Source organism: Nonomuraea bangladeshensis (assembly GCF_039529455.1).
Lineage (GTDB): Bacteria > Actinomycetota > Actinomycetes > Streptosporangiales > Streptosporangiaceae > Nonomuraea > Nonomuraea bangladeshensis.
In genome coordinates this window covers 452,924-466,860 of the sequence record NZ_BAAAMV010000008.1, presented here as the reverse complement: position 1 = coordinate 466,860, position 13,937 = coordinate 452,924, and the positions used below count along the sequence as shown (strand labels likewise).

Here is a 13,937-nt window from a genome sequence, read left to right as displayed (position 1 = left end):
GTTGGCGACGCGGGTGGAAGGGCATGATCGCCGTGCCATCAGCGTGCCATCAGGGCAAGCCGAGTGGGCCGAAGAGGGCGGTAGCCGGAGGGAACCGACCCACAGGGCCTACAGGCCGAATCGTCACTCCCACCCCTCTGCGGCCGTGACGCCCGGACGATGTCGGTCACGATGGTTAGGGTCCCGGCATGACGATCGAGAACCCGCCGTACCGGCTGCTCCTCACCCCCGCTGAGAAGCCGATCCGCGAGCACGTGACCAAGTTCGGCGGTGCACCGGTGTGGGTGAACGAGCCCCAGTGGCCGCTTTCTCGGCGCCTGGAGCGGCCGATGATGTTCATCGGCCAGTTCCGGCTCCCGGGCCCGGAGCCGCGGATGGCATACCTGTTCATGACCTACGACGACATCGGCTGCACCTAGGAGAGCGAGGCGGGGGAGAACGCGCTGATCGTCCAGCCCGGCCGGGTGCCACCGTTCGTCGAGGTGCGTGCTGATGCTTACGGTTCGGCCATCTGCGAATACGCTGCCGAGGTCGATGTCGCCAACCCCGGCGAGCTCGACGACGTCTACGACAGCCGCATCGGCGGGCTCCCGACGTGGCTGCAGTTCGAGGAACACCCTCCCGGCGCGTGGGACTTCCTGTTCCAACTCGACTCGGTCGGGCCCCTGCGCAACGACGTCAATTTCGGCGACGCAGGGGTGGGCTACGGCTTCCTCAGCCCGGACGAGCAGGAAGGCCGCTTCTTATGGCAGTGCTGCTAGTGCTGTGGCCGGAAACGATCACGGGGTTGGCGCGTAGGACGCTCCTGCCAGTTGGATGGTGCTGATCACGTTCGATCGGCACTCGGGAGGCCCGGTGACGCAACCCGTCAAGGTCCGCAGGCTGAACAACTGCAGGACGTCCATCACGGCAATGAGATGTCTGGATCTCGCCTCTACATTCTGCCCGCGCCCTGTGGGGGATTCTCTCCCGCCAGCTCCAGCACGGCGCCGGCCAGCACACCTCCGGCGTCTACAACCGCATCCACTGGGGCGTGATCACCTACGTGGCCACCTACCGGCGACGCATGCGTCCCAAGGTGCTGGCGAAGATCCACGAACTCGCCGCGGGCAAGCCGGTGGTGTTCCTGACCAGCCGCGCCGAGACACGCCGCTGGCTGGAGCATGTGGCTGCAGACCGCCCTGAGAGGAGTAGGTGGCGGTAGAGCCGGGCGGCTTCTGCGCGCCAGGAAGGGACCATTCTCTCCACGCGGGGGCGTCAGCTTCACACCTCTACCTGGACGCCCGCCCCTGTGGGCCGTCGTACGCCCTGGTGAGAGCTCGACGCCAATCTTCGCGGATCTCCTCCGCGCGCCGCCGAGCTTGCTCGGGCGAGCGAAATTCCTCAACCGGGTACGGCACACCTTCCGCCTTATGGAGGCGAGGGGAGAGAGCGTACCGGTTGAGGTAGTAATGAATTGAGAAAGCCTTAACGCTTCCCATCATCCCGTATTCGAGTCCACGGGCGTTGCCTGGACGCCAGATTATGACGGGAACGACCACTCGCATGCTGGACCTCTTGTTCCGCGATTTGGGTTACACCGACACCAGAATTCGACGCTATTTCCCAATGATCGCCGCGCTTGGCCTGCAGATCTTCGATGGTTTCGTGGGTGCGGGTTGTGCCATCATTCGCCGGTGCACCTCGCGTGCTGTGCGATCACTAGCGCTGCCTGATCGGGGAGGTGCGCGGGGACGACTGCGATCCAGTCACGGGGTATGTCTGCGGCCGGCACCGCCATGCGTGCCAGCTCGACCAGGTAACTACCGGAGCGCTCTCCAATGGAGACCTTCGCGACTCTTCGCCCGGCGTCCGCGTAGACGAGCAGCGCTGGCGGATACCGGCGTTTCTCGGCGCTCGATTCAGGTTGCCTTTCGCGGTCGATAGCAATCCGGGTAATCAGCTCAGCATGCACGCCTACTGTTTCCGCCAGGTGTTCCAGAACGCGGTCCAGCGCGGCCCGCTGCCGTTCGGCTTCCGCCTCTGTGACGGGCTCGCCTCGTTCTAGTCCTTTGAGCTGTGCGGATGTGTTTCGAGAGTGCATGACCACAAGGTAGAAAGACCGAGGTCAAGCTGTCTGTGGCACTTTCGGCGGGCCGCGCAGTGAAGTGCCACACGTTTATGGTTCTAGACCAACCGCATTCGCCAGTTTCCGCATCTCCGGTGTCAGCGTGCGGCGGCGACCGACGATCGTCCGGAGCACGTCCTTGGCGTAACGCTGGTTCGGCAGCCATGCGGGCGCTTCGCGTGCGAGCTGCGACAGGACATCGAGGGCTTTGTCGTACTCGCGCAGCATGACTCGCGCGTTGGCCACGTCCAGAAGATGCCGGTTTCGGTTGTCGCTGGTTGGTCTCAAACCTGGGGGTACCTCGCGTGCGAGCTGTAGGGCTCGCTCTGGCTGATGCTCGATGATGGCGCTTTCCACCCGCTTCATCTGCACCGTGGCCGGTCCGAACGTCGTGAAGTATTCGTGGTACGAGCCGTGTTCTCGCCCCATGCGAACCGCGCCCGACAGGGCCAGTCGCATCATCTCGTCCGCTTCGTCCGGCCGGTTGTCCCGGATGGCTGCCGCACTGCCGCGCAGGAGCAGCCATCCCCAGGCTGAGAGCTCCGTGCTGGTCGCTCGCGACATGCGTGGTTCGATCTCGTCCGCCCAGTCGACGGCCCGCGAACGTGCTTCATCAAGGCGACCCTGGCGCAGGAGCAGCCAGCACGAAGTGATGACGGCGGACGCAGCCTCTATGCGGTCACCAGTCTCGATCGCGTCGGTCACGGCGCCTTCCAGGGCGATCTCGGCCACGTCGAACACTCGGGTCTGGGTAGCCAGTGAGCCGACCAGTTGCAGGACTCTGGCGCGAACAGCCAGGGCTTCCGGCCCGCCTTGCTCCACGAGGGTCTGTGCTTCCTTGACCAGGACGGGCAGGATCGTGGTCAGGTCGCCGTATTCGTCGTCGTGGTACAGCCGTACGGCGCTTGCGATGGCGGACCGCAAACCGTCAGCGGTCGGCACCTCTTCCACGTCGGCTGGGGCCGCGCCCTGTAGCGCTTGCCGCAGCGGCGCGAGGCGATCCCCGTCCCCGTTCTGCCGTTCGGCCTCCGGAACGGGGCCGAGTAGCGCAGTGGTGGTCACGTCCAGTGCTGTCGCCCAAGCTCGAACGGTTTCGATACGTACGCTTTTGCGTTCGCCTTGCTCCACCTTCCGGATCAGGGACAGGGCGACACCGGACCGCGCGGCCAGCTCGCGCTGGCTGAGGCCGCGCAGCTTCCGGTGAGACTGCAAGCGCTCTCCGAGCATGCTTCCATCTTGAGGCCAAAGCGCTGCCCCTGCCGTAGGTACGGCCGTACGGCTAGATTGCTCTGCATGGTCGCCGAGGGATCTTCGAATGCCGCGTCCGCGCGGGTCCGGCTCATGGAGCGGATCCAGGCGATCACGCCCTGGGATCGGATGGAGGAGGAGCAGGTGGCCGGCGCGCTGGCTTGGATCGCCGGCGGGGCGCCGCTGTATCGGACCAGGAAGCCCGATGTTCCCGATCTGCACCTGGTGAGCTACTTCGTGGCGCTCAACCCGAACGAGGAGTTGCTGCTGGTGGCGCATCGCAAGGCCGGGCTGTGGTTGCCCAGCGGCGGGCATGTGGAGCCGGAGGAGGATCCCTGGGCCACCGTCGTCCGGGAGTGCCAGGAGGAGTTGCACACGGCGGCGGTTCCGGGGGCTGTCAGTGGTGATCGGCCGTTCTTCGTCAGCTCGGCGCGGACGCGGGGTGAGGGGGCGCACACTGACATCTCGCTCTGGTACGTCCTCGACGTCGACACCGTCACCACCTACGACCGGCGGGAGTTCTCCGCGATCAGGTGGGTGGCGCCGCGGCGGCTGCTCGACGAGCCCGGCGAGCACCTTGATCCCCACATGCACCGGTTCGCCGGGAAACTCATGGAACGGCTGGGCCGATGACGACCAGGAACTCTCATTGCTCCTTCTGCGGTGCGGCTTTCGCGGGCGGGCAGCCGTGGCCGCGCACCTGTGCCGCGTGCGGGAACACTAGTTATCTCAATCCGCTGCCCGTCGCCGTGCTGGTGCTGCCGGTGGAGGGCGGGCGGGTGCTGGTGGTGCGGCGGGCGGTCGAGCCGCGGCGGGGGGAGCTGGCGCTGCCGGGCGGCTTCATCGACCTGGGGGAGTCGTGGCAGGAGGCGGCCGTGCGGGAGCTGCGCGAGGAGACCGGGGTGGTCGTGGACGCGGGGGAGGTGCGACTGTTGGACGTGATCAGCGCGCCTGACGGGACGCTGCTGGTGTTCGGGGTCGGGCCGCAGGTGGCCGCCGACGCGCTCCCGCCGGTGGTGGCGACTGCGGAGACGTCGGAGTGGCTGCTGATCGACGGGCCGCGGGAGCTGGCGTTCTCGCTGCACACGCGGGTGGTGGCGGCGTACTTCAGCGGGGAGGGCGCCGCCTCCAGCGGCAGCGGCGAGGGCGCCGCCTCCAGCCGCGGGGCGGGCGCCCCCACCAGTAGCGGGGAGGGCGCCGCCTCCAGCAGCTGAGAGGGCGCCGCCTTCGACCGAGAGGGCGCCCGGCGCCCGCGGCCCTGAGTCGAGCAGCCGGCAGGGGGTTCAGGCGCGGCGGGGCAGCCGGTACGTCAGGTGCGTGACGAGGGCCGTGCCCCACGGCTCGCCGGCCGGTTCGAGGTCGAGGTTCTCCATCCCGGCGAGCAGCCGTTCGCCCCGCCCCAGGAAGACGGGCGCGACGTGCAGGCGCAGCTCGTCGATCAGCCCCGCCGCCAGATACTGGTTGACCGTGTGCGCCCCGCCCGCGATGGCGACCGAGCGGCCCCCCGCCGCCTCCCGCGCCCGCTCCAGAGCCGCCTCGATGCCGTCGGTGACGAAGAAGAACGTCGTCCCGCCCTTCATCGTCAGCGGCTCGCGCGGGTGGTGGGTGAGGACGAAGACCGGCGCGTGGTACGGAGGCTCCTCACCCCACCAGCCGGTCCAGCCGAGGTCCCACGCCCCGCGCCCGGGGCTGAACATGTTACGGCCCATGATGAACGCCCCCGCGTCCGTGATGCTCGCCATGACCTCGGCGTGCGCCTCCGGCTCGTCGACCATCCAGCGGGTCAGCCGCCCGTCCTCGCCCTCGCCGAACGGGTTGCGCAGGCTCTGGTTCGGGCCGGCCGTGAAGCCGTCCAGTGACATCGCCATGTCGCAGGTGACCTTGCTCATCTCGCATTCTCCTTCGTGGTGGGGTGGTTCTCACGAAGGAGTCGGAGCAGGGGGCGGGTTCTCTACATGCCGGCCGAGAAAAATTTCAGGCGTGCGAGGGGCGGAGACGCCGCAGGTCTCCGCCCCTCCGGCCCCTGGGAGTGAGGACCGGCTCCACGAGCGGGACACTAGTCCGCCGGACGCTCCCGGTCTGTGGAGGATTACGCAGAACGGGCCGCCCAGGCGGCGAGGATCGCCTCCTCCTTCTCCGGCGCGATGCCGTGCGTGCTCCTCTTGCCGAAGTTGCGCTCCTGCTCCGGGATCTCCCGCAGCCACGCCCACGTGTCGCGTACGGTCTCGGCCACCGGGCGGATCCGCAGCCCCGCGGCCTGAGCCCGGTCGGTCGGGACGGTCCAGAAATGCGTGTTCTCGGGCGACGGCGGGCCGGGCCAGAGCGGCAGCTCCACGAACGCCCCGGCGCCCTGCTCGATCAGGAACTCGCTGTCCACCCACACGAACTCGGCGTCGGACCCGGTGGCGTCCTTGCACGCCTGAAGCCACTCCCCGTAGGTGGTCTGGCCCACCGGCCCGGTCACCACGAACCGGCCGTTGCCGCCGCGCTCGGCCTGGTCGAGCGTGAAGATCGCCAGGTCGCGGGCGTCCACGAACTGCAGCGGCTCGTCCGGCTCGCCCGGCGCCAGCACCTTGCCGCCGCGCGCGATCCTGGTGAGCCACCACGGCAGCCGGGCGACGTCTTCGTACGGCCCCAGGATGATGCCCGGCTGCACGATCAGCACGTCGCCGTCGAAGCCCTGCTCGACCGCCCGCTCGCAGCCCGCCTTCAGCACGCCGTAGTTGCCGTCCTCGGGGCCGGCGTCGGGCGCGCACGGCCAGAGCTCGGCGTCGTCGCCGGCGGGCTCGGCGGGGAACCCGGCGAGCGCCGAGATCGTCGAGATGAACGCGTAGGTGCCCGCGTGCCCGGTCAGCGCCCGCGCCGACGCGCCCACCACGCGGGGGACATAGCCGGAGGTGTCGACCACGTAGTCCCACTTGCGGCCCTCGGCCAGCCGCTCCAGGTCGGCCGGCGACTCGCGGTCGCCGCGCACGGCCTCCACCCCGGGCACGTCGGCGCCGCTGCGCCCCCTGTTGAACGTCGTGACCTCATGGCCCCGGGCCAGCGCCTCCTCCACGACGGCACGCCCCAGGAACCCCGAACCACCTATGACAAGAACCTTCATGCGCCCCATTCTTCGCCCGCGAGCACCCCGCCATCGGACATCTTCACCGAGGGCGTAGCCCGCAGCGGCGGCACCAGGTGCACCCGGGCCGTCGCGATGTCGAAGAACAACCCCACCAGCTCCAGCTTCCCGGCCCTGACCTGCTCGTCGACCTTCCGGTACGTCCGCAGGTTCTCCAGCTGCTGCTGCACGTTGACCCGGCAGAGCACGTCCAGCGCCCCGGAGTGCAGCCGGTCGCCCTCCGTCTCGATGAACCTGGCCAGACTGTGATGGCCGTGCCGCAGCCAGCGCCGCAGCCCCGGCAGGCTGCCCGCCCGTACGCCCGCGCTCAGCACCCCGGCCATCGCGCCGCACCCCGAGTGGCCGCACACGGTGATGGTGTGCACGCCCAGCACCTGGGTCGCGTACTCGATGGCGGCCACCACCGAGTCGTCGGGCGGCTCGGCGCCGCGGCGCGGCACCAGGTTGCCGATGTTGCGTACGGTGAACAGGTCGCCGGGGCCGCTCGCGGTGATCAGGCTGGGCACGATCCGGGAGTCGGCGCACGTGATGAACAGGTGCGACGGCTGCTGCCTGCGGGCCAGCTCGGTGAAGAGCGGGCGCACCAGCGGGGCCGTGCGCCGGTGGTACTCGTGCGCGCCCGCCGTGAGCTGGCAGTCCACCTGGACGGACCCGCCGTTCGAGACCACGGTGCGCCGGCCGGGGCCGCGGCGCCGTTGATCCCACGGGAGCCACCAGCGGTCCGGCGCCACCGGCAGCGACTTCTTCGTCGGGCGGCTCCGTGCGCCGCTCGCCGTCAGCGCGTACCACTCGTCGTGCAGCTCGTCGATGTCGACCGTGCCGCCCGTCCGCTCGTGGTCCAGCCGCCAGGAGTGCAACGCCTCGAACGCGGCGTTGTCCATGAAGTCGATGTTGAGGTCGAGGTCGACCGGCGTGCCCGAGGCGATCGTACGCAGCTCGCGGGTCAGCCGCGGCACCCCGAGGAACGTCAGCGACCCCGACACCGTCACGTGCAGCCGGCCGTCCCTGCCGTCGCGCTTGAGCACCGTCACCCAGGTCAGCCGGCGCAGCGCGAGCAGCGCGGCCAGCCCGAGCCCGGCCAGTACGCCCTCGGCCAGGCCCAGCAGGATCACGGTGACCATGGTCACGACGTACACGGGGACCTCGCCGTGGCCGTGCACCTTCCTGATGTGGCCGAGGTTCACCATCTGCACGCCGATGAACACCAGCAGCGCCGCCAGCGCCTCCATCGGGATCAGCGCGATCGACCAGCCGAACCCGAGCGCGAACACCAGCACCCACACCCCGTGCAGGATGGTCGAGCAGCGGGTACGCGCCCCCGCCACCACGTTCGCGGTGCTGCGCACGATCACCCCGGCCACCGGCAGGCCGCCGAGCGCGCCCGACACCATGTTGGCGACGCCCTGCCCGGTCAGCTCCTGGTCGAGGTCGGCGCGCCGGCCGCCGTGCCGGCCGTCCACGGCCACGCAGCACAGCAGCGACTCACAGCCGGCCAGCAGCGCCACCAGCAGCACCGCGGCCACCACCAGGTGCCAGTCGCCCTGCGGCAGCACGGGGAAGGCCCACTCGACGCCGCTGCCGGACAGGTCGACGCGGGTGACGTTCCAGTCGAACATCCACGCCGTCGCCGCCGCGGCCAGCAGCGCGGCCAGCGGCGCGGGGACGGCCCTGACCCGCCTGGGCAGCCGCGTCCACAGCGCGAGCACCCCGATCGTCACCAGGCCCACCATGACCTTGTGGCCGTGCACGTCGGCGAGCTGGCCGGGAAGCTGGATCAGGTTCGCCACCGCCGACTGCTGCGGCGAGCCGCCCAGCACCACGTGGAGCTGGGACAGCGCGATGATCACCCCCACCGCCGCCAGCATGCCGTGGATGACGGCCGGCGAGACCGCGAGCGCCGCCCTGGCCGCCTTGAGCATGCCCAGCACGAGCTGCACCGCGCCGGCCAGCAGCGTGATCATGCAGGTGGCGCGCCAGCCGTACGTCTGCACCAGGTCCACGACCACCAGCGACAGTCCCGCCGCCGGCCCGCTCACCTGCACCGACGAGCCGCCCAGCGCGCCCGCGACCACGCCGCCCACCACGGCGGCGATCAGTCCGGACGCGAGCGGGGCCCCCGAGGCCAGCGCGATGCCGAGGGAGAGGGGCACCGCCACGAGGGAGACCACCAGCGAGGCAGGCACGTCATGACGGAGGGTGTTCAGCAGGCGACCCTGCGTGTCGCGGAACATGCAGGAAACCCTAGTCCGCGGGCTTCCGCGCTTTGGCTGCGCTTCGCGTGGGTTTTACCGAGTAATGAGGACGGCCGGCGGCCCGGTGAGATGCGCCGCGCGAGGGCGGCGCTCAACAAATGTGTCCTTCAGCGGGATGCCGGCCGGTGTCTCAGCGGTAGTAGTCGTGCGGGTAGTCCTGCTCGCGGCGCCTGCGGCCGCCGGGGGTGGCGTCGGCGGCGTTGGGGGCCGCCTGAGGGGCGGCCGGCTGCGGCTGGGCGCCGTAGCCGGGCCACGGGGCCTGTGCGCCGCCCGCGGCGGGCGGCTCGGGCCATGCGGTGGCGGGCAGGCTGGTGATGTCGCCGGTCTCGTACGCGGGGTACGCGGACGGCGGCGAGGCCGGCGTCGGGGTCGACAGCACGTCCGGGTAGGAGCCGGACGCCGAGACCGCGCGGTTCGGCACCGTCGGGGTGCCCGCGGCGGGGGTCGGCCCGGTCACCGGGTCGGAGTCGTCGGCCACCGCCCAGCCGGGACGCACCTCGTAGGAGGCGGGGTAGGACGAGCGGGACGCGGGCTGCTCGAACGCCGGCCAGGAGCTCGCCGGGCCGGGGTAGGAGGCGGCGGCCGGAGCCGCGTCGTCGAGGATGTCGGCCACCGGCCCCGCGGGCCAGGAGCCGGACGAGGTCGGCGCGGGCGTTGTCCACGTGGTGTCGAGGGCGTCGGCCGGGGCGCCGGTGTAGGCGGCGGGGAACGGGTCGCTCGTCGGCGCGCCGTGGATGGGCGCCGGGTGCGCGATCGGGAACGAACCGCTGGAGGTGGGCGAGGCGGCCGGGAACGAGCCGCTGGAGGTGGGCGTGGCGGCCGGGAACGAGCCGCTGGTGGTGGCGCTGTTGGAGGAGATGGCCGGGTAGGAGCCGCTGCTCGTGGCGGCGGGACCGGCGGTGGCCGGGGTCGCGGCAGGGGCCGGGGCGGCCGGGCTCGCGGCGGCGGGGCTCGCCGCGGCGCGGGAGCGGGAGCGGGAGGAGCGCGAGGAGCGGGGCGCCGGGGACGGCTCGGGCCGGGCGGCGGGCACCGGCTGCGCGCCCGCGCCGAGGATGCTCATCACGTCGGGCGTAGGGGCGGCGAAGGTCACGGTGCGCTGCTCGGCGAGCTCGGCCTGGGAGGGAGTGCGCCGGCCGGGCTCGACGAGGTCGGCGAGATTGGCGGCAGCGGCGGCCGGAGCCGGGCGCTGCGGCAGAGGGGCCTGGATGGTGGTCGCGTCGGGGTCGACGCTCGCGGCCACGGGGCGCGGCTTGGCCTTGCGCTCGGCGCGCCGCTCGCTAGGACGGTCGCCGGGACGTTCCGTGGAGCGGTCCTGGCGGCCGGGGCGCTCGGCGGCGCGCTGCGGCTGCCGCTCGGCGGGACGCTCACCGGGGCGTTCGGCGGGACGCTCGGAGGCGGGCTCGCCGGGGCGGCTGGCGGCCTTCCTGGCCGCCACGGTGCCGCCCGCGCCGAAGCCGCCCTGCTCGGCGTCGCTGCGGATGTTGGCCCAGAACTCCTCGTCGTCCTCGTCGTTGACGGGGTTGCCCCACTCGTCCACGCCGCGTTTGCCGCGCTGGCCCGTACGGACCGGCTTGGGCTGCTTGGGCGCGTCTATGGGGCTGAAGTCGGGGCTGAAGTTCGCCATCCGCGGCTCGTGGGACGCGAACTCGTCCGTGGAGCGCGCATGGGTCTTCTCCTCCTTCTCGGCCATCTCCTTCAGCCGTTCAGGAGGCAACGAGCTCTCTCGCCGACTCATCGAACGCATGCCCAGTGCCACGACGACGAGCACGAGGAGCACGATAGCGACCAAGCTCACGACGACCGCTGTCATTGCACCACCCTCAAAGCCATGGCCTCCCTCTGGCATCGGTGAGATCGCGCGGCCATCGACGCGATCTGCCCCCTTTGATCACCAATGCCTAACGATTGGATCTGATTGTGTCGGACCACTATGAGCGTTGTCACACCCTACGTGAAGAATTGGTACACCCTATTACCAGGGGTGTTCGCCCTATCACTCGATGTCGACCGCCGTCAGTCTGCCGCGGGCGATGGTCTGGTCCGCAATGCTCTTGAGAATCTCGGGGAGGGTGCTCCCCGCTGCCGGATCGACCTTGCCGTTCAGCGTGTAGACCGTGAAGCGGTAGCTCCCCGGGGTCCTGCATGGGGGGTCGTAACCCGTTTTCCCGCTGGTCACCTTCGCCTGACCGCTGCCCTCCGGCGGGTCTTCGGCGGCGTTGGGGCCCAGCTCGGTCGTGGTCGCCGGGATGTTGTAGAGCACCCAGTGCACGGCCGCGTCCGAGGAGGTGTGCGAGTCGACCACGATCGCGATCGACTTGGCCTCCGACAGCGGCTGACTCGACCAGCGCAGCGGCGGGCTGCCCTGACCGCCCTGGCAGGAGTATTCGCGCGGCAGCGGTTTGCCGTCGCGCAGCTCCGGGCTAGAGACGTTGATCTCCGCGATGTCCTTGGCCTGTGATCTGCCGATGAGACTGCCGCAACCCGTCAGCGCGAACGCGGCGGCCACAGCCGTCACAGTGACGGTGATGCGTCGCAGACGCGTTGCCGTGTTACACAGCCCCATGCCGGACGATGCTACGCGGCTCTCGGCGATGCGCAGACCGTTTCTCGATGGTCCGCGCCCGGTAAAGGAACCGAAACCAGCCGGAATCGCGGGATCCGCGTAGTGAAGTTCGCCACACCCGCCCCACTGGTCGCAACCCCCTGCCGGTATCGCGACATGGCCGCGAGCGGCCGGCGGCCGGCGGGTGAAGGGCAGGGGGCCGGCGGGTGAAGGGTCGGGGGACGGCGGCTGCCACGTTGCGTGGGGGCGATCGCGCTCCGGGTGCGGCCTGGCGCTGGCCCTGGGCCTGGCTGGCACGAACGTGGCGCCGCCGACGTGGCCAGGCACGACAGCCTGCGGCCGGGCCGCCATCGAGCATGGCACCGGCGGCGCGGACCGGCAGGCGGACACGCCGCGCGGAACGTCGATCTTTACCGGCCCGGCGGCGTGCCTCGCCTTCCGTCCTAAGCTGGCCTTGTGACCTCTCAAGGCCCGCTACGCGACCCCGCCAACCGCGTCTCGCCCAAGGCCGTACGCCTGTGGCTGCTGCAGTCACTGGTGGCGTTCGTCCTCATGCTGGGAGGCTCGCTGCTGGTGGCGCGGCTGGTCGGCGGGTGGGGGTGGCTGCCCGACTGGCTCTCCGAGCACTCCTGGCTGCTGCCCGTCGCGGTCGTGGTGCTGGGGCTGCCGTTCCTGGCGGCCGAGCCGTTCGTACGCTACGCCGTGCACCGCTGGGAGCTCTCAGGCGACGTCGTCTACGCCAGGTCGGGGTTCCTGGCCCGGGAGTGGGTCTTCGTGCCCGTGAGCCGCATCCAGACCGTCGACAAGGGGCAGGGGTGGTTCGAGCGGATGCTCGGGCTGGCCACTTTGGAGATCCGCACCGCGTCGCACGCCGGGTCGTCCACGATCCAGGGGCTGGAGTACGGGGTGGCGGCGGGGCTGGCGGAACAGCTCGCGCGGCGGGCCGAGGTGCTGAGGGACGACGCGACATGACCGAACCCCGTCCTCATCAGAGCGAGTTCGGGCCGGGGGAGCCGGGTCCGCCAGGTCCGCCTCCCGGTGGTCATCCGGTTGCGCCGCCGCCTCAAGGGCCGTACCCGCCGGCTCAGGGGCCGTACCCGCCGCCGATGCCTGTCTCCGTGCCGTTGCGGTTGAGCCCGAAGGTGCTGCTCATCGACCCGGTGCGGATGCTGCCCTCCCTTCTCCTTCCCCTGGTGGGCGTGCTGTTCGTGGGAGGGTTCTCGCCCAGGTCGTACATCTGGGCCGCCCTCGGCGTCGTCGGCACGGTGGTGTTCGCGGTCATCCGGTGGGCAACGTTCACGTACGAGCTCGTGGGCGACCGCCTGGAGACCAAGCGCGCGCTCATCAGCCGGTCGGTCCGTACGATCCCGCTGGAGCGGATCCGCGGCGTCGACGTCTCCACGCCTCCCATGCACCGGCTGCTGGGCCTGGCCGTTCTCAAGATCGACACCGGGGCGAGCGGCGGGAACGAGGAGGCCGGGCTCGACGGGGTGACGCTCACCGAGGCCGAACGCCTCAAGACCGTCCTGCTGCGCCGCACCGCGCCCGCACAACCCGCGCCTGCCGGCCCTGTGGTCCCCGCGCACGCCGTCGCCGGGCGGACCGAGCGGGAGATCGTCAGGGTGCCGAAGCGGTGGCTGCTGTACGGTCCGCTGTCCGGGGCCTACCTGCTCACGCCCTTCGCGTTCGCGGGCGGCGCGATCGGGCTGGCGTTTCAGTGGGGCGACGACCTGGGCGTGGGCCGCGACGTCGCCTGGCACGCGGGGGAGTGGCTGTGGGAGCGCCCCTACCTGCTGCTGGCCGTGGCGGTGCTGCTCGTCCTGCTGATGCCGGTGCTCGGCGGGGTCATGTACGCCGTCTTCAACTGGGACTTCGTGCTCAAGCGGCGCGACGGCTACCTGGTGGCCGAGCGCGGGCTGGTCAACCGGCGGAGCGTGTCGCTGGAGTCCGAACGGGTGCGCGGCTACGAGATCGTGGACGGGCTGGCCGAGCGGTGGGCGGGCGTCGTACGCGCCTGGGCCATCGTGACCGGCCTCGGCGACTCGCGGACGCGCGGCCAGCTGCTCCCCGACGTGCCACGGCCGGTCGCGTACGCGGTCACCGGCGAGGCCGTCGGGCCGTACGACGCCGCCCTGCGCGCCCACCCGCCGGTGGCCCGCAACCGCCGCCTCTTCCGCGCGATCTTCCCTTGGACGGTCCTGGCCCTGCTGAGCGCCGTGGCGGCGGCGGCCACCGGGATCACGCTGGGGTGGATCGTGGCCGTGGTCGCGCTGCTGCTCGCCGGCGCGGGCATCCCCCTGGGGCTCGACCGGTACGCGTCACTGGGGCACGGCTACGACGGGGCGCGGCTCAGCGTACGGTCGGGGTCGCTGCGCCGGTCCCAGGCCGTGATCGAACGGCGGGCCGTGGTGGGGTGGCGGCTGCGGCAGACCTGGTTCCAGCGGCGCGCCGGGGTGCTCACCCTGATCGCCGGGGTGGGGGCCGGCACGGGCGGCTACGAGGCGATCGACGTCTCGGAGGCGCAGGGGGTGGCTTTTCCGGCGGAGGTGACGCCGGAATGGCTCACTCCGTTCCTCGGCGGCGCTGAGCACTCCTGACGCGCTCCCCGGCCTGGAGGGGCCGGGGAGTCGACCAGCGCCG

General features: G+C 71.1%; 13 protein-coding genes. 7 read left to right on the top strand and 6 right to left on the bottom strand.

All coding sequences use genetic code 11. The annotated features are described in order from the left end of the window. Nucleotides 1–188: 188 nt before the first annotated feature. The 3 genes from ABD292_RS28235 to ABD292_RS28225 all read left to right on the top strand — a co-directional run bounded on the left by ABD292_RS28235 (nt 189) and on the right by ABD292_RS28225 (nt 1,204). The gene (locus ABD292_RS28235) at nt 189–419 is read left to right on the top strand and encodes a hypothetical protein (RefSeq protein WP_344212445.1); all 231 of its coding nucleotides are present in this window, start codon (nt 189–191) and stop codon (nt 417–419) included. A 63-nt stretch (nt 420–482) separates the two neighbouring features. After that, complete coding sequence (locus tag ABD292_RS28230; protein ID WP_344212443.1) at nt 483–761, top strand: YwqG family protein; 279 nt, start codon at nt 483–485, stop codon at nt 759–761. Between the two features lie 272 nt (nt 762–1,033). Beyond that, nucleotides 1,034–1,204, top strand: a complete 171-nt coding sequence (locus ABD292_RS28225) for a hypothetical protein (RefSeq protein ID WP_344212441.1) — start codon at nt 1,034–1,036, stop codon at nt 1,202–1,204. A 954-nt stretch (nt 1,205–2,158) separates the two neighbouring features. On the opposite strand, the gene ABD292_RS28220 is transcribed toward ABD292_RS28225, so the two are convergent. Continuing rightward, nucleotides 2,159–3,334: a helix-turn-helix domain-containing protein gene (locus tag ABD292_RS28220; protein ID WP_344212439.1), complete on the bottom strand. Its 1,176-nt coding sequence runs from the start codon at nt 3,332–3,334 to the stop codon at nt 2,159–2,161. Nucleotides 3,335–3,400: 66 nt separating this feature from the next. Here ABD292_RS28220 and ABD292_RS28215 point away from each other — a divergent pair, with 66 nt between their 5' ends. Together ABD292_RS28215 and ABD292_RS28210 are read left to right on the top strand one after the other, a co-directional pair. After that, nucleotides 3,401–3,988 (top strand): NUDIX domain-containing protein, encoded by a 588-nt coding sequence (locus ABD292_RS28215; protein WP_344212437.1) that lies wholly within the window; start codon nt 3,401–3,403, stop codon nt 3,986–3,988. Nucleotides 3,989–4,104: 116 nt separating this feature from the next. Next, a complete protein-coding gene (locus ABD292_RS28210) occupies nt 4,105–4,569 on the top strand; it encodes an NUDIX domain-containing protein (RefSeq protein WP_344212435.1) in 465 nt (154 codons plus the stop codon). Between the two features lie 69 nt (nt 4,570–4,638). Here ABD292_RS28210 and ABD292_RS28205 read toward each other — a convergent pair whose 3' ends face one another. The 5 genes from ABD292_RS28205 to ABD292_RS28185 all read right to left on the bottom strand — a co-directional run bounded on the left by ABD292_RS28205 (nt 4,639) and on the right by ABD292_RS28185 (nt 11,249). After that, on the bottom strand, nt 4,639–5,244 hold the full coding sequence (locus tag ABD292_RS28205) for a dihydrofolate reductase family protein (protein WP_344212433.1): 606 nt from the start codon (nt 5,242–5,244) through the stop codon (nt 4,639–4,641). 200 nt (nt 5,245–5,444) lie between these two features. Next, nucleotides 5,445–6,461, bottom strand: a complete 1,017-nt coding sequence (locus ABD292_RS28200; RefSeq protein WP_344212431.1) for an NAD-dependent epimerase/dehydratase family protein — start codon at nt 6,459–6,461, stop codon at nt 5,445–5,447. Next, the gene (locus tag ABD292_RS28195) at nt 6,458–8,713 is read right to left on the bottom strand and encodes a SulP family inorganic anion transporter (protein ID WP_344212429.1); all 2,256 of its coding nucleotides are present in this window, start codon (nt 8,711–8,713) and stop codon (nt 6,458–6,460) included. Before ABD292_RS28195 ends, ABD292_RS28200 begins: the two co-directional genes overlap by 4 nt. 151 nt (nt 8,714–8,864) lie before the next feature. Continuing rightward, the gene (locus ABD292_RS28190; protein WP_344212427.1) at nt 8,865–10,529 is read right to left on the bottom strand and encodes a hypothetical protein; all 1,665 of its coding nucleotides are present in this window, start codon (nt 10,527–10,529) and stop codon (nt 8,865–8,867) included. Between the two features lie 198 nt (nt 10,530–10,727). Then, on the bottom strand, nt 10,728–11,249 hold the full coding sequence (locus ABD292_RS28185; protein ID WP_344212425.1) for a YbhB/YbcL family Raf kinase inhibitor-like protein: 522 nt from the start codon (nt 11,247–11,249) through the stop codon (nt 10,728–10,730). A 504-nt stretch (nt 11,250–11,753) separates the two neighbouring features. Here ABD292_RS28185 and ABD292_RS28180 point away from each other — a divergent pair. Next, a complete protein-coding gene (locus ABD292_RS28180) occupies nt 11,754–12,269 on the top strand; it encodes a PH domain-containing protein (RefSeq protein WP_344212424.1) in 516 nt (171 codons plus the stop codon). 134 nt (nt 12,270–12,403) lie between these two features. Next, on the top strand, nt 12,404–13,894 hold the full coding sequence (locus tag ABD292_RS28175; RefSeq protein WP_344212422.1) for a PH domain-containing protein: 1,491 nt from the start codon (nt 12,404–12,406) through the stop codon (nt 13,892–13,894). Nucleotides 13,895–13,937 lie beyond the last annotated feature (43 nt).